Annotated in this window: 18 protein-coding genes; 10 read left to right on the top strand and 8 right to left on the bottom strand. The window is 63.7% G+C overall.

From position 1 onward, the window contains the following. The first annotated feature begins 18 nt into the window (after positions 1 to 18). The 4 genes from LNV08_RS20740 to pbpC all read left to right on the top strand — a co-directional run bounded on the left by LNV08_RS20740 (position 19) and on the right by pbpC (position 10,366). Complete coding sequence (locus LNV08_RS20740) at positions 19 to 1,245, top strand: ribonucleotide-diphosphate reductase subunit beta (protein ID WP_263535646.1); 1,227 nt, start codon at positions 19 to 21, stop codon at positions 1,243 to 1,245. A gap of 209 nt (positions 1,246 to 1,454) precedes the next feature. Continuing rightward, positions 1,455 to 2,105: a histone gene (locus LNV08_RS20735; RefSeq protein ID WP_263535645.1), complete on the top strand. Its 651-nt coding sequence runs from the start codon at positions 1,455 to 1,457 to the stop codon at positions 2,103 to 2,105. 177 nt (positions 2,106 to 2,282) lie between these two features. Beyond that, positions 2,283 to 8,219 (top strand): alpha-2-macroglobulin family protein, encoded by a 5,937-nt coding sequence (locus tag LNV08_RS20730; protein WP_263535644.1) that lies wholly within the window; start codon positions 2,283 to 2,285, stop codon positions 8,217 to 8,219. Then, positions 8,216 to 10,366 (top strand): penicillin-binding protein 1C, encoded by a 2,151-nt coding sequence (gene pbpC / locus LNV08_RS20725; RefSeq protein WP_263535643.1) that lies wholly within the window; start codon positions 8,216 to 8,218, stop codon positions 10,364 to 10,366. The genes LNV08_RS20730 and pbpC overlap by 4 nt, the downstream gene beginning before the upstream one ends. Here the strand turns inward: pbpC and ydiK are convergent. After that, a complete protein-coding gene (gene ydiK / locus LNV08_RS20720) occupies positions 10,347 to 11,450 on the bottom strand; it encodes an AI-2E family transporter YdiK (protein ID WP_263535642.1) in 1,104 nt (367 codons plus the stop codon). The two genes, pbpC and ydiK, sit on opposite strands and share 20 nt — an antisense overlap. Positions 11,451 to 11,532: 82 nt before the next feature. Between ydiK and ybaK the strand changes: the two genes are divergently transcribed. The 4 genes from ybaK (at position 11,533) to LNV08_RS20700 (ending at position 13,619) form a co-directional block, all read left to right on the top strand. Then, positions 11,533 to 12,027: a Cys-tRNA(Pro) deacylase gene (gene ybaK / locus LNV08_RS20715; RefSeq protein WP_263535641.1), complete on the top strand. Its 495-nt coding sequence runs from the start codon at positions 11,533 to 11,535 to the stop codon at positions 12,025 to 12,027. Between the two features lie 75 nt (positions 12,028 to 12,102). After that, positions 12,103 to 12,819, top strand: a complete 717-nt coding sequence (plsY, locus tag LNV08_RS20710) for a glycerol-3-phosphate 1-O-acyltransferase PlsY (protein WP_263535640.1) — start codon at positions 12,103 to 12,105, stop codon at positions 12,817 to 12,819. Position 12,820: 1 nt separating this feature from the next. Next, entirely contained in the window at positions 12,821 to 13,168 is a 348-nt protein-coding gene (locus LNV08_RS20705) for a RidA family protein (protein ID WP_263535639.1), read from the top strand. A 31-nt stretch (positions 13,169 to 13,199) separates the two neighbouring features. Further along, entirely contained in the window at positions 13,200 to 13,619 is a 420-nt protein-coding gene (locus LNV08_RS20700; RefSeq protein ID WP_263535638.1) for a glutaredoxin family protein, read from the top strand. Between the two features lie 83 nt (positions 13,620 to 13,702). Here LNV08_RS20700 and LNV08_RS20695 read toward each other — a convergent pair whose 3' ends face one another. The 7 genes from LNV08_RS20695 to LNV08_RS20665 all read right to left on the bottom strand — a co-directional run bounded on the left by LNV08_RS20695 (position 13,703) and on the right by LNV08_RS20665 (position 20,448). Next, the gene (locus LNV08_RS20695) at positions 13,703 to 14,047 is read right to left on the bottom strand and encodes an energy transducer TonB (RefSeq protein WP_263535637.1); all 345 of its coding nucleotides are present in this window, start codon (positions 14,045 to 14,047) and stop codon (positions 13,703 to 13,705) included. Positions 14,048 to 14,103: 56 nt separating this feature from the next. Further along, a complete protein-coding gene (locus tag LNV08_RS20690) occupies positions 14,104 to 14,448 on the bottom strand; it encodes an energy transducer TonB (protein ID WP_263535636.1) in 345 nt (114 codons plus the stop codon). A gap of 44 nt (positions 14,449 to 14,492) precedes the next feature. Continuing rightward, a complete protein-coding gene (locus LNV08_RS20685) occupies positions 14,493 to 16,040 on the bottom strand; it encodes a methyl-accepting chemotaxis protein (protein ID WP_263535635.1) in 1,548 nt (515 codons plus the stop codon). 128 nt (positions 16,041 to 16,168) lie between these two features. Beyond that, the gene (locus tag LNV08_RS20680; protein ID WP_263535634.1) at positions 16,169 to 16,801 is read right to left on the bottom strand and encodes an L-threonylcarbamoyladenylate synthase; all 633 of its coding nucleotides are present in this window, start codon (positions 16,799 to 16,801) and stop codon (positions 16,169 to 16,171) included. A gap of 36 nt (positions 16,802 to 16,837) precedes the next feature. Then, positions 16,838 to 17,746: a 3',5'-nucleoside bisphosphate phosphatase gene (locus LNV08_RS20675; RefSeq protein ID WP_263535633.1), complete on the bottom strand. Its 909-nt coding sequence runs from the start codon at positions 17,744 to 17,746 to the stop codon at positions 16,838 to 16,840. Positions 17,747 to 17,770: 24 nt separating this feature from the next. After that, entirely contained in the window at positions 17,771 to 19,516 is a 1,746-nt protein-coding gene (recJ, locus tag LNV08_RS20670) for a single-stranded-DNA-specific exonuclease RecJ (protein ID WP_263535632.1), read from the bottom strand. Continuing rightward, positions 19,513 to 20,448, bottom strand: a complete 936-nt coding sequence (locus LNV08_RS20665) for a hypothetical protein (RefSeq protein WP_263535631.1) — start codon at positions 20,446 to 20,448, stop codon at positions 19,513 to 19,515. The genes recJ and LNV08_RS20665 overlap by 4 nt, the downstream gene beginning before the upstream one ends. Positions 20,449 to 20,548: 100 nt before the next feature. Here LNV08_RS20665 and LNV08_RS20660 point away from each other — a divergent pair, with 100 nt between their 5' ends. Together LNV08_RS20660 and ppk1 are read left to right on the top strand one after the other, a co-directional pair. After that, positions 20,549 to 21,448 (top strand): UDP-2,3-diacylglucosamine diphosphatase, encoded by a 900-nt coding sequence (locus LNV08_RS20660; protein WP_263535630.1) that lies wholly within the window; start codon positions 20,549 to 20,551, stop codon positions 21,446 to 21,448. 4 nt (positions 21,449 to 21,452) lie between these two features. Continuing rightward, the gene (gene ppk1 / locus LNV08_RS20655) at positions 21,453 to 23,504 is read left to right on the top strand and encodes a polyphosphate kinase 1 (protein ID WP_263535629.1); all 2,052 of its coding nucleotides are present in this window, start codon (positions 21,453 to 21,455) and stop codon (positions 23,502 to 23,504) included. Positions 23,505 to 23,508 lie beyond the last annotated feature (4 nt).

The raw sequence follows: 23,508 nt of genomic DNA, 5'->3' as shown, positions 1-23,508 counted from the left end.
TCGATAGGAAAACAGACTATGTTGGTTTGGGAAGAAGACCTGAAGCCCGCTGAAAAAGCACCCGCGAATGTCGCGAACCCCGCGCCCAGCCCCGCTGCGAACGCCGGTCCGACTGCCACCGTATTTCCTTCATCGATTGGGACTGGCAATGCTGCTGCGACAGCGGCCGCGTCCCTAACGTCGAATGCCCCTGCATTCGGCCCGGCTGCCGCTCCTGCCGCGCCCGCCCGCCGCGTCAACGCCGCCGACAAGCGCATCATCAACGGCCAGACCGACGTCAACCAGTTGGTGCCTTTCAAATACAAATGGGCCTGGGAAAAATACCTCGCCACTTGCGCCAACCACTGGATGCCGCAAGAAGTGAATATGTCGCGCGACATCGCCTTGTGGAAAGACCCGAATGGCTTGAGCGAAGACGAGCGCCGCATCATCAAGCGCAATCTCGGCTTCTTCGTCACCGCCGATTCGCTCGCCGCCAACAATATCGTGCTGGGTACTTACCGCCACATCACTGCGCCCGAGTGCCGCCAATTCCTGCTGCGCCAGGCCTTTGAAGAAGCGATCCATACCCACGCTTATCAGTACATCGTTGAGTCGCTGGGTCTGGATGAGTCCGAGATCTTCAATGCCTATAACGAGGTCAAGTCGATCCGCGACAAGGATGAGTTCCTGATCCCCTTCATCGGCGCGATCATGGACCCGCACTTCAATACCGGCACGCCCGAGAATGATCAAACGCTGCTCAAGAGCCTGATCGTTTTCGCTTGTCTGATGGAGGGCTTGTTCTTCTACGTCGGCTTCACGCAGATCCTGGCGATGGGCCGTCAAAACAAGATGACAGGTGCGGCCGAGCAGTACCAGTACATCTTGCGTGATGAGTCCATGCACTGCAACTTCGGCATCGACCTGATCAACCAACTCAAGTTGGAGAACCCGCATCTGTGGACGCCCGAGTTCAAGGCCGAGATCAAGGCGCTGTTCCTGAAGGCGGTTGATCTGGAATATGCCTATGCCGAAGACACCATGCCACGTGGCGTGTTGGGCATGAATGCATCGATGTTCAAGGGCTATCTGCGCTACATCGCCAACCGGCGTGCGACACAGATCGGCTTGGAAGAACTCTTCCCTGGTGAGGAGAACCCCTTCCCATGGATGAGCGAAATGATTGACCTGAAGAAGGAACGCAACTTCTTCGAAACCCGCGTCATCGAATACCAATCCGGTGGCGCTTTGTCCTGGGACTGAGTCGGCAAGGGCTTGGAGCCTTTGTCAGCGCTGTTCCAGTTTGTTGTTGATTAAAGAAGATTCGTTGGCTGAAGTTTTGTTCAGCCAACAACCCAATTCACCGCACCGGGGCGCCAACCTTAAGCGACATCTGGGTGGTGAATAACTGCGCTGCACCGGTCTAGGCCATGCAGGCAGTGCTCTTTCCACTTGATCAAGGAGAACTGAAAATGGCAACTGCAAAGAAGGCTCCGGCCAAAAAGGCCGTACCTGCACCCAAGGCGGCCCCTGCGGCCAAGAAGGTCGCAGCTCCCGTAAAGGCTGCCGCACCTGCGAAGAAAGCGGCTGCACCTAAGGCAGCAGCGCCGGCCAAGAAGGCTGCCGCTCCAGCCAAGAAGGCCGCTGCACCTGCGAAGAAGGCTGCTGCACCGAAGGCAGCTGCACCGGCCAAGAAGGCCGCTGCTCCAGCCAAGAAGGCTGCCGCTCCTGCGAAGAAAGCTGCTGCTCCAGCCAAGAAGGCTGCTGCACCTGCGAAGAATGCAGCTGCTCCAGCCAAGAAGGTTGCGGCTCCAGCCAAGAAGGCCGCTGCGCCTGCGAAGAAGCCTGCAGCTCCTGCAAAGAAGCCTGCAACGCCAGCCAAGAAGGAGACCCCGCCCGTCAAGAAGGCTCCCGCTAAAGCTCCAGCCAAGGCTCCTGCCAAGGCGCCAGCTAAGCCAGCCGCCAAGCCAGCAGCTAAACCAGCAGCCAAGGCAGCTGCCAAGCCAGCCGCCAAGCCTGCCGCTAAAAAAGCAGCTGCCAAGCCGGCCGCAGCCGCACCTGCAGCGAAGACCGCTCTGAGCCCACAAGCCGCTTGGCCTTTCCCAACAGGCAACAAGCCCTGAGTTTGGATCGTCGCCCAAGTTAAACCCGGCCTTGGCCGGGTTTTTTGTGGGCGCTCGTTTGAGGGGCGCTCAGCTTGAGGGCTTTTCTATTGCTTGCGCCTTGCCATTGCGCTACCTGCAGGCAGCCCCAAGCAGGCACTAGACTTGGGCGTGCAGCAGCAAGGCTTGGGAGGGCAGATGAAACGCTGGATTGGTCAGTTATCTCGACGGGCATTTTTGTTGGCGGCGATATTCGGCCCGCTGGCCTGGCCACCGGCCCATGCGGCGGCTGTTGCCGTCAGCCCCAGCGGCGAAGTGGCCGAAGTCAGGCAAATCAGACTGGGCTTTTCCGAGCCGGTGGTGGCCGCCGGAGATCCGCGCTTGCCAGCGCCGGCCTCGCTGCGCTGCACGGGTGCAACGGGCGCCGCCCAGGTTGGCGGCAGCGGGCGCTGGGCCAGCGCTCGGGAGTGGCTGTTCGACCTGAACGAGCCCATGGCGGCGGGCATGCAATGTCAGATTTTGTTGAAAGACGATTTCAAGCCTCTGGGCGGCGCCTTGACTGGCCCGCGTGAATTCGGATTCAGAACCGGCGCGGCCATCGTGCTGCAAACCCAGCCTTGGGCGGACAGCCAGATTGAAGAAGATCAGCATTTCTTGCTCAAGCTCAACGGGAGCCTGAGTGCGGCCGATGTTGGCCAGCGCGCTTGGTGCGAGGTCGAGGGCCTGGGCGAACGCTTGCCTGCGGTGCTTGCCGACGAAGCCACGCTCGCCAAGGTTCTGGCTTCGCAGCGGCTCAGCAAGAGTCAGGGGCGCCATTGGTTGCTGCATTGCCAGCGGCCGCTGCCCGCCGGCGCCAAGCTGCAACTGGTCTGGAGCCACGGCAATGCGGGGGCGACGCAGCGTTTTGAATTCCAGGTGCGCCGCCCCTTCACGGCGGATTTTTCTTGCGAGCGCGAGCGCGCCAATGCAGCTTGCATTCCGGTGCGGCCGCTGCGCTTGGTGTTCAGCGAACCGGTGGCGCGCGAGTTGGCGCTGCAAGTGCGCTTGAGGCCTGCGGGTGGCCCGGCGAATGGTGCGGCGAGTGGTGCTGCTCTGGCGCCCAAGCTGGCGGCGGACGATAAAACGCCCGAGTTGAGCGAACTGCGCTTTCCTGCCCCGTTGGCCGAAAACGCCCAATTCACGCTGGAGCTGCCGGCAGGCTTGAAAGACCTCAGTGGCCGCGCCCTGAGCAATGCTGCGAGCTTCCCGCTCAAGGTGGCGACCGCTGCCGCGCCGCCGCTGGCCAAGTTTGCGGCTGCACCTTTTGGCGTGCTTGAGCGGGACGCTGGCGGTGCGGCCTTGCTGCCGATCACGATGCGCCATGTGCAGGCCGACTGGCATGCCACCGACCGGCCCACCAAGTCGCCGCCGGGTGAGATCCGCATCAAGCGCTTGCAGACCGACGCCGAGGTCCTGGCCTGGTACGCCAAGCTGATGCATACCCACGAGGTGTCGCTGTCTGCGCGCGAGCTGGGCTTGCCGCCCTCGCAATGGCAAGAGACGGTCAAGACCGTGGATGAAGCCGGCAGGACGCGCAGCCAGTTGAGCACGCGCTATGTGCACTCGCGCGAGGTCGAGTTGCTGCCGCGCCAGCAAGCCACGCAGGTCTTGGCGCTGCCGCCCCTGCCTGGCGCGGTGCAAGGGCAAGAGCGGCCTTTTGAGGTGATAGGCCTGCCCTTGGCCGAGCCCGGCTATCACGTGGTCGAGCTGAGTTCGGCCAAGCTGGGGCGCTCCTTGCTGGACAAAGACGCCGCGATGTATGTGCGCACCGGCGTGCTGGTGACGAATCTGGGCGTGCACTTCAAATGGGGGCGCGAGAACAGCCTGGTTTGGGTGACCACGTTGGACCGCGGCCAGCCGGTGCCGCAGGCGGACGTGGTCGTCAATGACTGCGCCGGCAAGCCGCTGTGGAGTGGGCGCAGCGATGCGCAGGGCTTGGCAAAAATACCGCTGGCGCTGGTGCAGCCGGACTGGAATGACCGGCGCTGCGTGGCGGAGCGGGGTTTCTTCATCACCGCCCGCAAGGCCGATGCCGACATCAAGAAGCCCGGCGATATGGCCTTTGTGTTCAGCAACTGGAACCGAGGCATCGAGAACTGGCGTTTCGGCCTGCCGACCTCGAACGGCCCCGAACCCGATGCGCGAGCCCACACGGTCTTGGATCGCAGCTTGCTGCGCGCCGGCGAGACGGTCTCAATGAAGCATTTCTTTCGGCTGCAGACGCTGCAAGGTCTGCGCCTGGCCCGGCCCGAACAACTGCCTGACCGCGTCAAGCTGACCCATCAAGGCAGCGGTGAGCAGATCAGCTTGCCGCTGACTTGGCCGACGGCGCGCAGCAGCCTGTCGCAGTGGCAAATCCCGGCCAATGCCAAACTGGGCAGCTACCAGATCACCTTGGAGCGGAGCAGGGCTGAGGCTTCGCACAGCCGTAGCTGGCCCAGCGGGGAATTCAGGGTTGAGGAGTTCCGCGTACCCCTGATCGATGCTCGCCTGAGTGGCCCCAAGGCCTTGCCGGTAGCCCCGCGCGAGCTGCGCATGACGGCGCAGCTGAACTATATGGCGGGTGGCGGCTTGGCCCAGGCCCCGCTCAAACTCAGCGCTTTGTTGCGGCCGCGCGGCCTGAGCTTTGCCGGCTTCGAGGACTTCTCCTTCGAGCCGCCGCGCGAGCGCGGCGCGAATGGGGGCGAGCCTGTCTATCAAGAGCCCGAAGGAGAGGGCGCACAAGGCGAGGGCCACGCGGTTCAGCGCGACGGCAAGTTGGTCATAGACAAGCTAGCCGGTCTGAGCGACCGCAATGGCGCGGCCGAGTTCTTGTTGAAGCCCTTGCCCAAGATTGAGCGCGCCAGTGAGTTGCTGGCCGAGCTGAGCTATCAAGACCCGAATGGCGAAACCAAGACGGTGGCGCAAGTACTGCCGCTGTGGCCTTCCCAAGTCGTGCTGGGTTTGCGCAGCAAGGGCTGGGTCAGCAATGCCGAGGGCAAGCTCAGCTTCAGCGTCTTGGCCGTGGACACGGCGGGCAAACCGCTAGCCGGCCAGCGCATCGAGGTGAAGGCGAGCCTGAATCAAATGATCAGCTCGCGCAAACGCATGGTCGGCGGCTTTTATGCTTATGACAACCGCAACGAGGTGAAGCCGCTGGGGGTCGTGTGCAGCGGCCGCAGCGACGACAAAGGCTTGTTGGCCTGCGAGGCCAAGCTGGACGTGGCGGGCGAGGTGGAACTGGTGGCGCAAGCCTCGGACGCCGAGGGCCGCGTAGCGCAAGCCGCCAGCCAGGTGTGGCTGACCCGCCAAGGCGAGTTGTGGTTCCCGCAAGACAATGACGACCGTATCGATGTCTTGGCCGAGAAGAAGCGTTACGAGCCGGGTGAAACGGCCAGGCTGCAGGTGCGCATGCCGTTTCGCGAGGCGACAGCCCTGGTCGCGGTGGAGCGCGAGGGCGTGATCGAAACCAAGGTCGTGACGCTGCGCGGCAGCGACCCCAGCATCGAGCTCAAGATCGACAAGGCCTGGGCGCCTAACGTCTATGTCAGCGTGCTGGCGCTGCGCGGGCGGGTGTTTGAGGTGCCTTGGTATTCCTTTTTCCGCTGGGGCTGGCGCGCGCCGGTGGATTGGTGGCGCGCCTTCCGCGAGGGCCGCGCCATGCCTGCGCCGACGGCGATGGTGGATCTGGCCAAGCCGTCTTTCAAACTCGGCGTGACCGAGCTGCAAGTGGGCTTGGCCGAACATCAGCTGCAAGTCACGGTGACGACCGACAAGCCGCAGTACAGCGTGCGCCAGACCGTGCAGACCCGCGTCAAGGTGAGCCAAGACGGCCGCCCGCTGGCCGACGCGCAAGTGGCGTTTGCGGCGGTTGATGAGGGCTTGCTGGCGCTGCGCGGCAATGCGTCGTGGGACTTGTTGCAAGCGCTGATTCAGCGCCGCGGCTGGGGCGTCGAGACGGCCACCGCGCAGAGTGAAATCATTGGCCGGCGCCATTACGGCCGCAAGGCGGTGGCGGCGGGCGGGGGCGGCGGGCGCGCGCCGACGCGCGAGCTCTTCGATACCTTGCTGCTGTGGCGGCCACAGGTCTTGCTGGATGCCAATGGCGAGGCGGTGATCGAGGTGCCGCTGAACGACTCGCTGACAAGCTTCCGCTTGGTGGCGGTGGCCGATGCGGGCGCGCAAAAATTTGGCACCGGCCAAGCCTCGGTGCGGGTGACGCAGGATTTGCAGCTGCTGTCCGGTCTGCCGCCCTTGGTGCGCGAGGGGGATCAGTTCCAGGCCGCGCTGACGCTGCGCAATAGCAGCAACCGGGCCATGAAGTTGCGCGTTAGCTTGCAGGGCAGTAGCCCAGGCGGCGCTCAGATCAAGAACCCACCGGCGCAAGACCTGAGCTTGGCCGCCGGCGCGGCGAGCGAATTGCTCTGGCAGCTGCAGGTGCCCGAGGGCGCGGGCGATCTGCAGTGGGAAGCGCAGGCACAGGAGGTCGGCGGGCCGGCCCGAGATCGGCTCAAATTCAGCCAGCGCGTGCTGCCTGCAGTCAAGGTGCAGGTCTTGCAAGCCAGCCTGAGCCAAGTCGATGGCAGCATGAGCCTGGCTGTGGCGCCACCGGCCGACGCCTGGCCTCCCAGCGGCCCCAAGCGGGGCGGCGTCAATGTGGTCTTGCAAGCGCGCTTGGGCGGAGACTTGCCGGGGCTCAAGCGATTTTTCGAGACCTACCCTTACAGCTGCCTGGAGCAGCAGACCTCGCAGGCGATTGGCCTGCATGACGGCGCGCGCTGGCAGGCGCTGATGAACCGCCTGCCCGGCTATCTGGATGCGGATGGGCTGGCCAACTTCTTCCCGCCGACCGAGGGCGAGCGGGCCGGCGGCAGCGACAGGCTGACGGCCTATGTGCTGGCGGCCGCACATGCGTCCGGGCGCGAGCTGCCGGCGGCGGCGCGCGAGCGCATGCTGGACGGCTTGAGTGCCTTTGTCGAGGGACGCCTGGTGCGCAAGAGCTGGTCGCCGCGCAGCGCGCAGCTGGACGGCGAGGTGCGGCGCTTGGCCGCCTTGGAAGCTTTGGCGCGCTACGGCCGCGTCGGCGCGAGTGGCTTTGCCAGCGTCGATGCGCGCAATCTCAGCACGTGGCCGACGGCGGCCGTGATCGATTGGCTCAGCCTCCTGACGCGCAACGCCAAGGCGCCGCAGCGCGAACAGCGCATCAACGAGGCGCAAGCGATGCTGCGCAGCCGGCTCAGCTATGCCGGCACGATGCTGAAGTTCAGCAACGAAGAGGATGACGCCTGGTGGTGGCTGATGGACAGCGCCGACGGCAACGCCGCGCGCTTGGCTCTGGCGGCGCTGGATGATCCGGCCTGGAGCGCCGAGCTGCCGCGCATGGTGCAGGGCCTCTTGGCTCGCCAGCGCCAAGGCGCGTGGGCCACCACCACGGCCAATCTTTGGGGCGTGCTGGCGCTGGATAAGTTTGCTGAGAAGTTTGAGTCGGTCAAGCCGGCCGGGCAGACGCTGGTGTCGCTGGGCAGCCAGAGCTTGAAGCAGGACTGGGCCCATAAGCCCGACGGGGCCGCTTTGCTGCTGCCTTGGAGCGAGGGTCAGCTGAAGCTGCAGCAACAAGGTGCGGGCAAGCCCTGGGTGACTATTCAATCGCTGGCGGCTGTGCCTTTGAAAGAGCCCTTGAATGCGGGCTACAGGATCACGCGCGAGCTGCAGCCGCTCGAGCAAAAAGTGCCGGGGCGCTGGTCGCGCGGCGACTTGCTGCGGGTGCGTCTGCAGCTTGAGGCGCAAAGCGATATGACCTGGGTGGTGCTGTCCGACCCCTTGCCAGCCGGGGCGGCCATCATGGGCTCGGGCCTGGGCGGAGATTCGAGCCTGGCCTTGCAAAGCCAGGCCAGTGCGCCGGCGCCGCTCGGGCGCCGGCCGGTCTATATCGAACGCAGCTTTGAGGCTTGGCGCGGCTATTTCGACTTCTTGCCGCGTGGCAAGCATGAGTTGAGCTACACCGTGCGCCTGAACAATGCCGGCCGCTTCATGCTGCCAGGCACGCGCGCCGAGGCGCTCTATGCACCTGAGCAGTTTGGCGAGTTGCCGCAAGCGGTCTTGGAGGTGGCCCCTTGATTCGACGCTGGGTTTGCGGGCTCGGTCTTTCGCTGGGCCTGGCCATGCCGGCTTGGGCGCAAGCCAGCTTCGAGCAAGTGCGCGCGGCGCACCGGGTGTCTGACTTCACGCTGCTGGCGGCTAACGGCGAAGCGCTGCAGACATTGCGCCTGGATCACCAGCGCCGCGCGCTGGCCTGGGTGGCGCTGGAGGAGGTGTCTCCGGCCTTGTTGCAGGCCTTGTTGCTGGGCGAAGACAAACGTTTTTACGAGCACAGCGGCGTCGATTGGTCGGCGGTGGCGCGTAGCGCCTGGGGCAATCTGTGGAACACCCGAACCAGCGGAGCTTCGACCTTGACGATGCAATTGGCCGGCTTGATCGACGCTGGCTTGGCCCGCCCGGCGGCCGGCCGCAGCCTCTCGCAAAAGCTGGGCCAGGTCGTGCTGGCAGGGCAGCTGGAGCGCAGCTGGAGTAAGGCGCAAATTTTGGAGGCCTATCTGAACAGCGTGCCTCTTCGGGGCGAGGTGGTCGGCATCAACGCTTTGGCGCAGACCCTGTTCGCCAAACACCCGAGCGGCTTGAACGCGGAAGAAGCGGCGCTGGCTGCGGCCATGCTGCGCGCCCCCAATGCCGCGCCGGCGCTGCTGGCCCAGCGGGCTTGTGGCTTGCTGCAGCTGATGGGCCGCAGCGCAGACTCGCAATGTGAGGCACTCAAAGGCGACACCGAGGCCTTGCTGGCGCGCCGCCCGGCCATGCTGCTGGGCGAGCAGCTGGCGCCGCATTTCGCCCGCCAGTTCTTGCGCGCGGATGGTCCGGCCCTGCAGCGCAGCAGCCTTGAAGCGGGGCTGCAGCGTTATGCCATGTCGCTGTTGAAGCAGCAGCTCGCTGAGTTGTCCGGTCGCAATGTTGAAGACGGTGCCCTGCTGGTGCTGGACAACGCCAGCGGCCAGGTGCTGGCCTGGGTGGGCTCCAGCGGAGCGTTATCGAGTGCAGCGCAGGTGGACGGGGTGTTGGCACGCCGCCAGCCAGGCTCGACCTTGAAGCCCTTCATTTACCAGCTGGCTTTGGAGAAACGTTTGATCACGTCGTCCAGCTTGCTGGATGACTCGCCAACGCAGATCAGCACGCCGGCCGGCCTGTATCTGCCTCAGAACTATGACCGCGAGTTCAAAGGCTTTGTGTCGGCGCGCAGCGCTCTGGGCAATAGCTTGAACGTGCCGGCCGTGCGCTTGACGGCGATGTTAGGGGCCGAAGCATTGTTCGATCGCTTCAATGCGCTGGGCCTGGCGCTGCCCGAGACCAGCGGCTTCTACGGTCTGTCGCTGGCGCTGGGTAGCTCGGATGTCAGCTTGTTGGCGCTGAGCAATGCTTACCGCAGCATGGCCAATAGCGGGCAATACAGCCCAGTGCCTTTGAATCAGCGCGCCGGCTCCAATTCCTCCAGCCCCACCGCCAACGCCGCGCCGAGGCGCGTCAGCACAGCGGCGGCCAGCTTCATCACCGCCGACATCTTGGCCGACAACAGCGCCCGTGCTCGCACCTTCGGCTTCGACAGCGTGCTGGCCAGCGCCGGCTTTGCGGCGGTCAAGACCGGCACCAGCAAGGACATGCGCGACAACTGGTGTCTGGGCTTCACCTCCCGCTACACGATTGGCGTGTGGGTCGGCAATGCCAGCGGCGAGGCCATGCATGGGGTCAGCGGGGTTAGCGGGGCCGCACCCGTATGGGCCAAGCTGGCCGGCTATTTGCACCGGGCTCAGCCCTCAAGGGCGCCGCAAGCGCCCATTGGTCTGGTGCAGCAGCGCGTCGAGTTTGAGGCCGAGCGCGAGCCGGCGCGCCCGGAATGGTTTATCCGAGGCACCGAGCAGACCCGCATGCGGGCCACGGCTCAGCAACGCTCGAACCAGGGACTGGGCATCAGCAACCCACTCAATGGCAGCATCTACGCGCTCGACCCCGACATCCCGCCAGCGGCTCAGAAGATCCGCTTTGAAGGTCAGGCAGGTCGTTGGGAGCTGAACGGCAAATTCTTGGGGCGCGGCAGCCATCTGGCTTGGGCTCCCCAGCCCGGTCGACACGTGCTGCGCTTGTTGGACGAGCGGGGGCGAGTCTTGCAGCAGCTGCGTTTTGAGGTACGGGGTGCCAGCTTCAAGGCTGCGGGTCTTTGACCGGACCCTGTGCATCGGCAGGGGCTTGGCTTGCCGGCAAGGCGTCCCCGATCCAGGCATTCAGCAAGGTGTAGGTGACCGCCAACACCACCGGCCCGATGAAAAGGCCGACCAAGCCGAAGGCGAACAAGCCGCCAATGACGCCGGCAAAAATCAGCAGCAGCGGCAAGTCGGCGCCTTTCTTGATCAACCAGGGGCGCAAGAAGTTATCCATGGTGCCGACTACCATGGTCCAGAGCAGCAGCAGCGTGCCCCAAAGGTTGTCTCCGCCCCAGTAAAGCCAGGCCACGGCAGGCAGCAGCACCGGCACGACGCCGATCTGCGCCAGGCACAGCATCAGCATCACGGCCGTCAACAAACTCGCCAGCGGCACACCAGCGGCCCACAGGCCCAGGCCCCCCAGCACCGACTGCACCAGGGCCGTCACGACGATGCCCAGCGCCACGCCGCGAATCGCCTGGCCGGCCAGGGTGATCACCGCGTCGCCCTGCTCGCCGGCGAGGCGCCGGCCAAATCCGCGCACGGTGCGGGCAGCGATTTCGCCCTTGCTGTACAAAATGCCGGCCAAGACCACGGTCAATAGAAACTGCAGGCCAACAAGGCCCAAACTTCCGGCCTGCGACGCCGTCCATCTGAGCGCTACGCCCAGATAGGGCTTGGCCAGGGCCACCAGCGGCGCGATGCCGTCGACCGTGATCCTGTGCCAGGCAACAGCCAGGTTCTCACCTACCAGCGGCACCGAAGCCAGCCAAGCCGGCGGCTGCGGCAGATCGGATACGCTCAATGAGCCCGCCATCGCCACCACCTGGTCGGCATGGGATATGACGGTGCTCAGCGCGATCGTCAGCGGCACAAACAAGACCAGCAAGAGCAAGCCCACCATCACCAAGGTCGCCAAGCTGCGCCGCCCCCACAAGCGCCGTTGCAGGGCGAGCATCATCGGCCAAGTGGCCACGACGATCATCGTGCCCCAGATCAAGCCGCCAATGAAGGGCGACAGTATCCACAGCGAAGTGAACATCAGCAGGGCGATGCTCAGGATGGCGAGCATGGTGCGAGTGAGTTCGGGCTTAGGACTAATCATTGGGGCAGCGATGAGCGGGCTAGGGAGGCTCGATTCTGCCTGCAGCGCGCAAGCCTGCCGGTAGATCGGTGAAAATCGGTGCATGGCCAAGAAACCCACCCATGTCAGCGAGACGCCGGCGACGCAGTTCTTGCGGCAACACAGAATTGCATTTACCGAGCATGTTTACGATTATGTGGAGCGCGGAGGCACCGCTGAATCGGCGCGTCAGCTAGGTGTTGCTGAACATAGCGTGATCAAGACGCTGGTGATGCAGGACGAAAAGGCGCATCCCTTGATCGTGCTGATGCACGGTGACGCGCAGGTCAGCCTGAAGGCTTTGGCGCGCCAAATCCCTTGCAAAAAGGTCGAGCCCTGCAAGCCCGAAGTGGCGCAGCGCCACAGCGGCTATTTGGTCGGTGGCACCTCGCCCTTTGGCTTGCGCAAAGCAATGCCGGTGTTTGTGGAGGCGACCGTGTTGGAGCTGCCCGGCATCTGTATCAATGGCGGGCGACGCGGTTTTTTGGTCGGCATTGACCCGAAAATCTTGCCCGAACTGCTGCAGGCCAAGGCGGTCAGCTGCGCCGGTGCAGACTAGGCGCACTGCGTGCTCGCCCGCATTGTTGGATGTATCGAGAAAACTTTAAGCGCAATGCGGCCACAATAGCGCCCCATGCAAGATCTACTTTTCCCCCTGCTGGCCGGCGTATTCGGCTACCTCTGCGGCTCGCTGTCCTTTGCCGTCATCATCAGCCGTGTGATGGGCCTGTCCGATCCGCGTAGCTACGGCTCGGGCAATCCCGGCGCCACCAATGTGCTGCGTTCGGGCAATAAGGTGGCCGCCGTGCTGACGCTTTTGTTTGATGCCTTGAAGGGTTACGTCGCGGTTTTACTGGTGTTGATCTTCGGTGCACGCTTCGGTTTGGGCGAGGGCACGGCTGCCTTGGTGGGCCTGACGGCTTTTCTAGGGCATTTGTGGCCGGTGTTCTTCCGCTTCAAAGGCGGCAAGGGTGTGGCGACAGCGGCCGGCGTGATCATGGCTTTGAACCCTTTGCTGGGCGCCGCGACGCTGGCGACCTGGGTCATCATTGCCTACTTTTCGCGCTATTCCTCGCTGGCGGCGCTGGTCTCGGCCGCTTTTGCGCCGATCTATCAAATGTTGATTTGGGGTGCCGGCCCCATCGTCGGCGTCTTGGTCGTGATTGGCCTGCTGCTGGTGTGGCGCCATGCCGAGAACATCAAAAAGCTGCTCAAGGGTACCGAAAGCCGACTTGGGCAAAAAGCCAGCGGCGCCGTGCCGCCGGCCGACAGCAGCAAGAAGCATCCCCATGGTGTGGGCCCTCACGCCCATGGTCATTCCCACAAGCATCCGAAGAAAAAAGGTAACTGAAATGAGTATCGAGAGATTTGACGTCGGCGCCCGTATGTCCGAAATGGCGGTTTTTAACGGCGTCGTGTATTTGGCTGGCCAGGTGCCGGAAGATGCCAGCCAAGACATCACGGGCCAGACGGGTCAGGTCTTGGCGGCCATTGATGCCTTGCTGGCCCGGGCCGGCAGCGACAAGACCAAGATCTTGCGGGCACAGATTTTCATCGCCGACCTGGCCGACTTCCCAGGCATGAATGCCGCTTGGGATGCGTGGGTCGTGCCCGGCCACACGCCGCCACGCGCCACGGTCGAGGCCAAGTTGGCCCGACCCGAGTGGAAGGTCGAGATTGTGGTGACGGCTGCGGTTTGACCCGCGAGGCTGTTGACGCTTGAGATTTCGAATGCACGAGCCCGCGTCAGAATCCTTGCCAGCACTGAGCGTCAAAACGCGCTTTTTGGCCAAGCTGCGCGAGTACGCGCCTTTGCTGGTGATTGTTTTGCTGGTCTTGGGCGGCTCGCAAGCGGCCCGAGACTGGCAGGCGCGCGCTCAGGCGGAGAAGCTGCGGGCTTCGGTGCAGCCTGGCGACATCGTCATGCTGTCCAGCACCGACTGCGTCTTTTGCCGCCGTGCGCGCACCTGGCTGGATGCCGAGCGCATCAGCTATAGCGAGTGCTTCATCGAGACCAATGCTGCTTGTGCCGATTTGTATCGTGCCCAAATGTCGCCTGGAACACCGACCTTTTTGGTCAGGGGTCAGCGCATTGTGGGCTTTGATAAGCAACGCATGGTGGAGTTGCTGACGGCTGGGGCGAAGGCTTAGGGGCGCGGCCTCAGCTTGGCCGCTGGTATCGCGCCCAAGCCTGAGCTAGCCTGATGAAGCCTCCCGGCTTCATCAGTGCGAGCTCAGTCCTCGCTGTTGAAGACGAGTTTGAGTTCGTGAGTTTGCTTTTCGCCGTTGCCTTCAAAGCGCCATTCCATCAAGGCCTCGACCACGGCCTTGTCAAACAGCTTGGGCGGGGTGGCTTCCAGAATCACCACATCCGTGACTTTGCCGTCGGGCCCAATCTGCAATTGCGCCTTCACTGAGCCTGAGGTGACGCCTTTTTTGGTGGCGGCCGATGGAAACTCCGGCGGCACTTTCTTGAGCACCTTGGGCGCCGCGACCGCGCTGGTGGCGATCAGCAATGCGCTGAGCAAGCCCAGGCCGGCGCGAAGCCATGAAGTCAGGGGAGTGTTGTTTTTTCTCATTGCGATCCTAGGCTAGGCCTCTTTTCAATCAATTGATCGTTAAAACCGATGCGGGTTCATTCGTTGAACACCAGCGTCATTTCATGTGTGCGTTTTTCGCCACTGCCTTCAAAACGCCATTCCATCAGCGCCTCAATCACGGCGCGGTCGAATAGTTTGGGCGACGAGGTTTCCAGAATGGTGACCTCGGTGACCTTGCCATCGGCGGCAATCGCCAACTGAGCCTTCACGGTGCCCGAGGTGACGCCTTTCTTGACGGCGGCGGCGGGGAATTCCGGCGGGACTTTTTTCAAGACCTTGGGCGGCGGCGCTGCGATGGCGCTGGCAGCGATCAACACAGCGCCGATCAGGCCCAGGCCCGAGCGCGAAATTTTGGGCAGGAATGAAGTGATGAGGCTCATTGCTATCCTTGCGTAGTGCTAATTGATTATGGCTGCTGATCGCCTCAGTGAACACGGAAAAATCCAACCGCTTCCAAGAGTCGCGAAGAGGAACTGGTCAAGGCCTCGGTGGACTTGCTCAGTGCACTGACCAAAGAAGCGTTTTGCTGGGTACTGCGGTCCAACTCGTTCATCGAGTGATTGACCACGCCAACGCCGGTGGCTTGCTCTTGCGCGGAGTGCGAAATCTCCTCGATCAACTTGCCCATGTCATTGACTTCGTTGACGACGCTGCTGATGGTGACGCCGGCATTGTTGACCAAGGCGGTGCCGGTTTCAACCTTGACGGTCGACTCTTGAATCAGCACCTTGATCTCCTTGGCGGCACCGGCTGCGCGTGAGGCCAGCGCCCGCACTTCGGACGCCACCACGGCGAAGCCGCGGCCATGCTCGCCGGCACGGGCCGCCTCAACGGCTGCGTTCAGCGCCAAGATATTGGTTTGGAAGGCGATGCCGTCAATCACGCCGATGATGTCGCCAATCTTGTGCGAGCTGGCGCTGATTTCTTGCATGGTGGCAACCACTTGCGACACCACCTTGCCGCCGGCCGAAGCCGAGTTGCGGGCCTTGGTGGCAATACCTGCGGCCTTGCGGGTCAGCTCGCTGGCTCCGCTCAGATTGGCTGCTATCTCTTCGACTGAGGCGGCGGTGTTTTGCAGGCTGGAGGCCGAGCGAGCGGTGCGGTCTGACAGATCCCCATTGCCGCTGACGATTTGCCCAGTGCTCTCCGCGACGTCGTTGGCTGCCGCGCCGACGCTGCCAACCACCCCGGCCAAGGCCTGCTGCATGGCTTGCATCGAGTCCAGCATCTGCCCCAGCTCGTCAGAGCCGGCGGCTTCGAATTGATGGGTCAGATCACCATTGCGAATGGCTTCCGCGGCGGCTTGAGCCTGCTTGATAGGCACAGTGATGGAGCGAACAATCGCCAAGCCGCCGAAGCTGCCGATCAAGACTGCGGCGATGACCAAGATCACGGTCACCAAGACCGAATTGCGGGCCAGCTCGCCGCCCGAAACAGCCAATTCATTGGCGTTCTCGAACTGCAGATCGACCAGGCCTTTGAGCCCGTCTTGATAGCTTTGCTGGGCCGGACGCACATCGGTGATCAGGCTTTCGCGGGCTTCGTCGGGGCTGCCGTCAATTTGAACCTTGCGGAACTTGGCGATCGAGGCGAAGAACTTGGCCTGAGCGTCCTTGATTTGACTGAGCAGCTCGGTCTCGCGACCTTGTTCGGGGTTGCTGAGCAGCGCCGCGAGTTGCTTCTCACTCTCTTGCAAGGCACCGTCGATCAGTGTTTTTTGCTTCTTGATCGCTCCTGCCGAGTCCAGCAGCAGCAGGTCGCGGGAGGCCCGGGCCACGATGCTGACTTGACTTTCCAGCCCGTTGGCGGCGGCGATTTTGACCAGGCTTTGCTTGGCGGTTTGATCCAAGTCCTTGGCGAGGCGGTTGGCGCTGTATGCGCCGTAGCCACCGATGATGGTGAGCAAAATAATCAGCAGACCATAGCTCAGTGCCAGGCGCTGGCTGATACGCAGCTTGCTAAGGAAGTTCATGGGAGCGCTTTCTTCCGTGCCGCGGCCGGCGGCGTTTCCGTTCCACCCCATGTGGATTACGGTAGACCAAAGCTACATCGACTGCCCCCCAAACTTCTTGAGCACTTCTTGCGCAGTTTTTTTGGGGATTAATCTGTAGCGAGGCCTAGCGTAACTGGATCGCCGCGACCCAATCGAATGATTTGCGCCGTTTCGCCGGTCAGATCAATCACCGTGGTGGGCTCAAGTGGGCAGGCCCCGGCATCGACGATGACTTGCAGCAAGCGATCAAAACGATCCGAGATCTCGCGCGCGTCGTTCATCGGTTCGGTCTCGCCGGGGGCGATCAGCGTAGTTGCCAACAAGGGCTGGCCCAGCAGGGCCAAGAGTTCCTGCGTGACCCGATGCTCGGGCACGCGCAGACCGATGGTACGGCGCGAGGGGTGAGAAAGCCGGCGCGGCACTTCCTTGGTGGCCTCCAGAATGAAGGTGAAAGGACCCGGCGTTGCCAGCTTGAGCAGGCGGTACTGGCTGTTGTCGACGCGGGCGTAGCTGGCCAACTCGCTCAGGTCGCGGCACAGCAGCGTCAGGTGATGCTTGTCGTCGATGCCGCGAATGCGCCGCAGCGATTCGGCGGCGGTCTTGTCGTCAAGGCGGCAGACGAAGGCGTAGCTGGAGTCGGTCGGGATTGCGCCGATGCCGCCTGCATTGATGATTTGCGCCGCTTGTTTGAGAAAGCGTTGCTGCGGGTTTTCGGGGTGAACTTCGAAATATTGGGCCATGCGGCAATTGTGTACCGCCGCTGGCTCAAATAGCGCCTACTGCCGCGCGGCCGGCGGCCAATGGATGCGCGTATCCAACAGTTGCCAGATCGGGCTCAAGCGTCCCGACAAATCCTTCAGTTGTCCCAGGTCGGTGCGGCTTTCCTCGGGCGAGTGAAAGTCGGAGCCGCGCGAGGCGAGCAAGGCGAATTCCAGGGCGGTCTCGGTGTACTTGGCCGCATCGGCGTCGCTGTGGCTGCCGGTGACGACTTCGATGCCGCGTCCGCCGTGGGCAATGAATTCGGTGATCAGCGCATATTCTTCGGTTGGCGTGAAGCTGTAGCGGGCCGGATGGGCAATCACCGCTTGGCCGCCGGCCTCCAAAATCCAGCGCATTGCGTCGCCCAGGCGTGCCCAACGGTGCTCGACATAACCGGGCTTGCCTTCGGTGAGGTAACGGCGAAACACCTCGGAGATATCGCTGCAATGGCCGGCCTCGACCAGAAAGCGCGCGAAGTGGGTGCGCGAGATCAACTCCGGGTTGCCGACATACTTCAGCGCGCCTTCGTAAGCGTCTTTGATGCCGACTTGAGCCAAACCTGCCGCCATCTCACGCGCGCGCTGCTCGCGCCCGCCGCGGGTGGCGCGCAAGCCCGCAAGCAAGGGCTCGTTGTGGTGATCAAAGCCCAGGCCTACGATGTGCACGACCTGACCCGCGAAGCTGACCGACACCTCGACGCCGGTCAAATAGGGCAGGCCCAGCGCCAGCGCCGCGTCCAGCGCGCGCTGCTGCCCGGCCACTTCGTCATGATCAGTCAATGCCCATAACGTCACACCATTGGCCTTGGCCCGCGCCGCCAGCGCTTCCGGCTCCAGCGTGCCGTCGGACACCTTGGAGTGGCAATGCAGGTCGGCGTTCGTCAGGTGATTGACGCGATCAGGGAAGGTCAATGTAGAGGTGCTCACAGCGGCATTCTAAAAGAGCAGGCCTCACACCATTGCTTCAACAATCATTTGCACCCGTTGTTGCCCCTGGTACTCGTCCAGGCTGAGCCGGTAAGCCATCTGGCCTTGGCTGGGTAGCGGCTCGATATGGCCGAACCAGATCGCATCCCGCAGCTGACCGGCTTGGCGCAGCCGCAGCTTGGTGTGCTTTTCGCCCACGATGCGCTGCGAGATGATTTCGACTGCGTCGCAAAACAGCGGCGCCTCGAAGGCCTGACCCCAGACCTGCGCCTCCAGCGCCCGCACGCTGTCGGGCTTGAAGTGCTCGGGCGCCAAGGGGCCGTCGGTGCGCAGGGTGCGGGTCAGGGCGCTGGCATCCAGCCATTCACCGGCCACCTCGCGCAAGGCCGCTTCAAAGGGCTCAAAGCCGTCATCCGCCAGCGTGCAGCCGGCCGCCATCGCGTGGCCGCCAAACTTCTTCAGCAAAGCGGGGTGGCGTTTGCTGATCAGATCCAGCGCGTCGCGCAGATGAAAGCCGGCAATCGAGCGGCCCGAGCCCTTGAGCTGGCCGTCGGCGCCGCGCGCGAACACAAAGGTCGGCCGGTGCACGCGGTCCTTCAGGCGCGAGGCGATGATGCCGACCACGCCTTCGTGGAATTCGGCCTCGAAGATCGCCAGCGCCGGCGGCGGCTCACCCTTCAGGCGCGGGTCTTGCAGCAGCGCATCGAGCTTGAACTCGGCCTGCTCGCGCATATCGGCCTCGATCACGCGGCGCTCGCGGTTGATGGCGTCAAGCTGCTTGGCCAACTCCAGCGCGCGGCCGGGGTCGTCGGTCAGCAGGCACTCGATGCCCAGCGTCATATCGGACAGGCGGCCTGCCGCATTGATGCGCGGCCCCAGCGCGAAGCCCAGATCGAAGGCGTTGGCGCGCGCGCTGTCGCGGCCCGCGGCGCTGAACAAGGCGGCCACGCCGGGGTGCGCCCTACCGGCGCGCATGCGCTTCAAGCCCTGCGAGACCAGACGGCGGTTGTTGGCATCAAGCCTGACCACATCGGCCACCGTACCCAGGGCCACCAAGTCAAGCAGGCCGTCCAGCTTGGGCTGGCTTTGCGCGTCGAAATGCCCGCGCGTGCGCAACTCGCTGCGCAGCGCCAGCAGCACGTAAAAAGCAACGCCGACGCCGGCCAAATTTTTGCTCTCGAATGTGCAGCCGGGCTGGCTGGGGTTGACGATGGCCGCCGCCTCGGGCAACTCGGTGACGCCGTCGAAGACAGCGGGCAGGTGATGGTCGGTCACCAGCACCTGCAGGCCCAGCGCCTTGGCGTGCGCAATGCCGGCAATGCTGGCGATGCCGTTGTCGACCGTCATCAAGAGCTGCGGGCGCGGCCCTTGTTGGGCCAGCGCCAGGTCGACGATGGCCGGCGTCAGCCCGTAGCCGTGAATGGCACGGTCGGGCACCACATAGCCCAGCTGCGCCGGCTTGGCGCCCAGCAAGGCCAAACCCCGCAGCGCCACGGTGCAGGCGGTCGCGCCGTCGCAGTCATAGTCGGCGACGATGCAGATGCGCGCCTGCGCTTCGATGCAATCGGCCAGCAGTCGCGCCGCGTCGGCGATACCCTTCAGGCCCGAGGGCGGCAGCAAGCGCCCCAGGCCGTCGTCCAGTTCCTCGGCAGTTTTGACGCCGCGCGCCGCAAACAGCTGTGCCAGCAGCGGCGACAGCCCCGCTTGCTCCAGTGCCCAGGCGGCACGCGGCGCGGCCGGCCGCTGAATCAGCTGCGGGCCGGCGCTCATAGCGCCCCCAAGATGCTGGCGGTGTTGCTGCGGCTTGACCGCAAGGACTGCCAGAGCCTTTGCAGGCGCGGGCGTGGCTTCAGCGACCAACTGCTCGCCAAGCGCTCACCGCAAAGCGTGAGGCGCAGGCCAGTTTCGCCCTGCCTGGCCCTCGCCAACAAAGCCGCCACAGGGCCGGCGTCGAGTCGCACCCAGGCATCGCTCCAGGCCTGCCAGTCGCCCGCCAGCAGCGGCTCACGCAGACCCTCCTCGATTTGTAAATCGGCCGGCAAGGGGCCGCCGCGGGCAACGCCGCAGCCGCTGATCCAGACCGAATTCAGGGCCAAGGCGCCGACTGCCTCGCGGGCCTCATTCAAAGGGTGTCCATGCAAGAGCATCTGCACCTCGTTTTGCAGCGTCCGCAAACGCCGGGCTTGCGGCATCCAGGGGTCCACATTGCGCTGCACCACCCGCTCTAGGCTGGCGCTGCGCAGGCCGGCAAAGCTGGGGTGGGCGATCAGCCATTGATCGCGGCCCCGCCACTGCGCGGCCCAGCCCTCGTCCGCCGGCCACAGTTCGGCCAAGCTGTTGAAGAAGGCTTGCGACTCGGCCTCGGTCAGCGCCAGCGCTTGTGGGGGCAGGGCAGTGATTTGGTCACTGCCGACCGACAGGTGAATGGGGCTCAGTTGGGCCCAGGCCTCAGGGCCGGCCGGATCTTTTGCCAGCCCCCAGGCTGCGGTGGGCAAGCAGCCGTCCTCAACTGCAGGCGCACCGCGCAGTTGGGCAAGGGCCAGCTCAAAAGGCGTGTTGAAGCTGTATTCGTCGCTACCTATTGGCGCGCCGACCGGCGTGAGCAGCGGCAGCAATTCGGCGAGATGGGGGAGGGTCAGTTCACCCAGCGTGTGGGAGGCGGCCTCGCCGACGGCGCTGGTATGGGGAATCATCAGGTGCATGGGGCTGATTATCCGGGCAGCCCGCGGATCGAGTGCTTGTCACGCAAGCTTCACCGAGTTGCCACGGCCGCGACACGCCCGCGCGTCAAGCTTCCCAGCCATGCAGCACGACTCCGCCCTGGCGCGCGCCGCCGCCGCCCTTGCCAACCCAGCGCTTGATGACGCTGAAGCCACTGCCGGCGCCGATGAGCCGAGTCAGCGCTTTCGCACCGTCTGGATTTCGGACATTCATCTGGGCACGCCCGGCTGTCAGGCCGAGGCCTTGCTGGAATTCTTGCGCGAGGTTGAATGCGAGCAGCTGTTCTTGGTCGGCGACATCATTGATGGCTGGCAGTTGCGCCGCAGCTGGTATTGGCCGCAGGCTCACAACGATGTGGTGCAAAAACTGCTGCGCAAGGCACGCAAAGGCTGCCGGGTGATTTTTATTCCCGGCAACCACGACGAGTTTGCGCGCAAGTACGTCAATCATGACTTCGGCGGCATTGAGGTCGTGCAAGATTGGATTCATGAGACGGCCGATGGCCGCACGCTCTGGATCACGCATGGCGACTTGTTCGACGGCGTCATCCAATGCGCCAAGTGGCTGGCGCATGTGGGCGACACCGCCTACGAGTTCACCTTGAAGCTCAACAGCTACCTGAACCGGCTGCGTGCCCGCATGGGTTTGCCCTATTGGAGCTTGTCCAAATACCTGAAGCTCAAGGTCAAACGGGCGGTCAGTTTTATTTCCGACTTCGAGGTCGCCGTCGCTCGCGAGGCGCGCAAGCGCGGCGTGCACGGCGTGGTTTGTGGCCATATCCACCATGCCGAGCTGCGCGAGATCGACGGCATCCTCTACGCCAACGATGGCGACTGGGTCGAGAGCCTGACGGCCTTGGTCGAGCATGCTGACGGGCGGCTGGAGATATTGGACTGGAGTGAGCGTTACCGCCGTCCGGTGGCGAAGGGTGTTGCTGCACAGCCGGCGTCGGTCGGGGTTGCGCTAGCTCAATTAAAATAGGCTCATGACCCTAAACACGCAGCCCATCGCCTTGCTCAGCCGAGAGCAAGCCATTCTTGAATTCAACCGGCGGGTGCTGGCGCAGGCGCAGCGCGTCGATGTGCCGCTGCTGGAGCGGCTGCGCTATGTCTGCATCGTGTCCTCGAATCTGGATGAATTCTTCGAGGTGCGCTTTGCCGACATGCTGGACGCCGCGCGCGACCCGCAGTCTTCGATCAATGCGCGTGATGTGGAGCGCGTTGCCCGCGCCGCCCATGCGCTGATCGACGAGCAATATTCGATCTTCAATGAGCAACTCGCGCCCAAGATGCTGGCCGAGAAGATCACCATCCTCAACCACGCCGATCGCAACGACGCGCAGCGCTTGTGGGTGGCCAAGTATTTCGAGCGCGAGGTGCGCCCGCTCTTGGTGCCGGTGGGGCTGGACCCCGCGCACCCGTTCCCGCAAGTGGCCAACAAGTCGCTGCACTTCATCGCGCGCTTGTCGGGCAAAGATGCTTTCGGTCGCGACAACCGTATCGCCATCGTCAAGGTGCCCCGGGTGCTGCCGCGCGTGATCAAGCTGCCTGCCGCGCTCAGCGATGGTCAGCAGGCCTTCGCTTTGCTGACCAGCGTCATCCGCGCGCATCTGGAGGAGCTGTTCTCTGGGCGCAAGGTCGAGTCTTTTTCGCAGTTCCGTGTGACGCGCGATTCCGAGTTGGAGGTGGACGAAGAAGAGATCGCCAATCTGCGCCACGCACTGCGCTCCGGCCTGACGACACGCAACTTCGGGCGCGCCGTGCGCTTGGAGGTGACCAAAAGCTGTCCGGCCGAGTTGGCGGACTTTTTGCTTGAACAGTTTGAGTTGCCGGCCGCCGCGCTCTACCGCGTCAACGGGCCGGTCAATCTGGTGCGCTTGAATGAGTTGATTGATCAGACCGATGCGCCGGAGCTGCGCTTTGTGCCGCATGAGCCGGTTTGGCCGGAGTGGCGTTTACCGCGTCAAAAGTCGATTTTTGAGTGCATACGCAAGGGCGATGTACTGTTGCACCACCCCTTTGAGAGTTTCGACCCGGTCGTGCAGTTTTTGCGCGAGGCGGTCGAAGACCCGGCTGTGATGGCCATCAAGCTGACGATTTATCGCACCGGCAGCAAGTCGGTGTTGATGGATTTGCTGATCGAGGCGGCCAGGCGCGGCAAGGAAGTGATGGCGGTGGTCGAGCTGAAGGCGCGCTTCGACGAGGAGGCCAATATCAATTGGGCCGAAAGGCTGGAAGCCGTCGGCGCGCAGGTGGTGTACGGCATTGTGGGCTTCAAGACCCACGGCAAGCTGATGCTGATCACGCGCCGCGAGGGCAATCGTTTCAAGCGTTATGCCCATTTGTCGACAGGCAACTACAACCCCAAGACGGCGCTGCTCTATACCGATCTGGGTTATTTGACGGCCGATCCCGAGCTGACCTCGGATGCCGATTCGGTTTTCCGTCAGCTGGCTTCGCTGGGCAAGATCAAGATGCCGCGCCGGCTTTTGTTGGCGCCGTTCAATCTGCACAGCAGCATGATGGAGTATTTGGCCCGGGTGGAGCAGGCTGCGCGCGAGGGCCGGCCGGCGCGCATCGTCGTCAAGATCAATGCCTTGACCGACACCGAGTTGATCAACGGACTCTTGAGTGCGGCGCAGGCCGGCGCCAAGATCGATTTGATCGTGCGCGGCGCATGCATGCTGCCGCCCGGCTTGCCCGGGATCAGCGACAACATCGTGGTGCGCTCGGTGGTGGGGCGCTTTTTGGAGCACACGCGGATCAGCTATTTCCGCTGGGGCCCGACGGATGCGGACGAGGCCTTGTACTTGTCCAGCGCGGATTGGATGAGCCGCAATATGTTCCGCCGTATCGAGATCGCTTGGCCGGTGCAAGACCCCAAGCTGCGCCAGCGCGTCATCGACGAAGCGCTGCAACCCTATTTGCATGACAGCCTGGATGCCTGGCAGCTCGGCCCCGATGGACGATCCACAAGAGTCGGCGGCGGGGGCATCAGTGCTCAGCAAGCCTTGATGCGGCGCTTTTTAGAGAATTGATGGG

The sequence above is a fragment of the Paucibacter sp. TC2R-5 genome (assembly GCF_025717605.1).
Classification (GTDB): Bacteria; Pseudomonadota; Gammaproteobacteria; order Burkholderiales; family Burkholderiaceae_C; genus Paucibacter_A; species Paucibacter_A albus.
This window is presented reverse-complemented; position numbering and strand designations above follow the sequence as displayed.

Bases quoted from the DNA above. Each gene is read 5' to 3' on its own strand.
- LNV08_RS20740 (WP_263535646.1), top strand. From the start codon at position 19: ATGTTGGTTTGGGAAGAAGACCTGAAGCCCGCTGAAAAAGCACCCGCG.
- LNV08_RS20735 (WP_263535645.1), top strand. From the start codon at position 1,455: ATGGCAACTGCAAAGAAGGCTCCGGCCAAAAAGGCCGTACCTGCACCC.
- LNV08_RS20730 (WP_263535644.1), top strand. From the start codon at position 2,283: ATGAAACGCTGGATTGGTCAGTTATCTCGACGGGCATTTTTGTTGGCG.
- ydiK (WP_263535642.1), bottom strand. From the start codon at position 11,450: ATGATTAGTCCTAAGCCCGAACTCACTCGCACCATGCTCGCCATCCTG.
- ybaK (WP_263535641.1), top strand. From the start codon at position 11,533: ATGGCCAAGAAACCCACCCATGTCAGCGAGACGCCGGCGACGCAGTTC.
- plsY (WP_263535640.1), top strand. From the start codon at position 12,103: ATGCAAGATCTACTTTTCCCCCTGCTGGCCGGCGTATTCGGCTACCTC.
- LNV08_RS20705 (WP_263535639.1), top strand. From the start codon at position 12,821: ATGAGTATCGAGAGATTTGACGTCGGCGCCCGTATGTCCGAAATGGCG.
- LNV08_RS20700 (WP_263535638.1), top strand. From the start codon at position 13,200: ATGCACGAGCCCGCGTCAGAATCCTTGCCAGCACTGAGCGTCAAAACG.
- LNV08_RS20695 (WP_263535637.1), bottom strand. From the start codon at position 14,047: ATGAGAAAAAACAACACTCCCCTGACTTCATGGCTTCGCGCCGGCCTG.
- LNV08_RS20690 (WP_263535636.1), bottom strand. From the start codon at position 14,448: ATGAGCCTCATCACTTCATTCCTGCCCAAAATTTCGCGCTCGGGCCTG.
- LNV08_RS20685 (WP_263535635.1), bottom strand. From the start codon at position 16,040: ATGAACTTCCTTAGCAAGCTGCGTATCAGCCAGCGCCTGGCACTGAGC.
- LNV08_RS20680 (WP_263535634.1), bottom strand. From the start codon at position 16,801: ATGGCCCAATATTTCGAAGTTCACCCCGAAAACCCGCAGCAACGCTTT.
- recJ (WP_263535632.1), bottom strand. From the start codon at position 19,516: ATGAGCGCCGGCCCGCAGCTGATTCAGCGGCCGGCCGCGCCGCGTGCC.
- LNV08_RS20665 (WP_263535631.1), bottom strand. From the start codon at position 20,448: ATGCACCTGATGATTCCCCATACCAGCGCCGTCGGCGAGGCCGCCTCC.
- LNV08_RS20660 (WP_263535630.1), top strand. From the start codon at position 20,549: ATGCAGCACGACTCCGCCCTGGCGCGCGCCGCCGCCGCCCTTGCCAAC.
- ppk1 (WP_263535629.1), top strand. From the start codon at position 21,453: ATGACCCTAAACACGCAGCCCATCGCCTTGCTCAGCCGAGAGCAAGCC.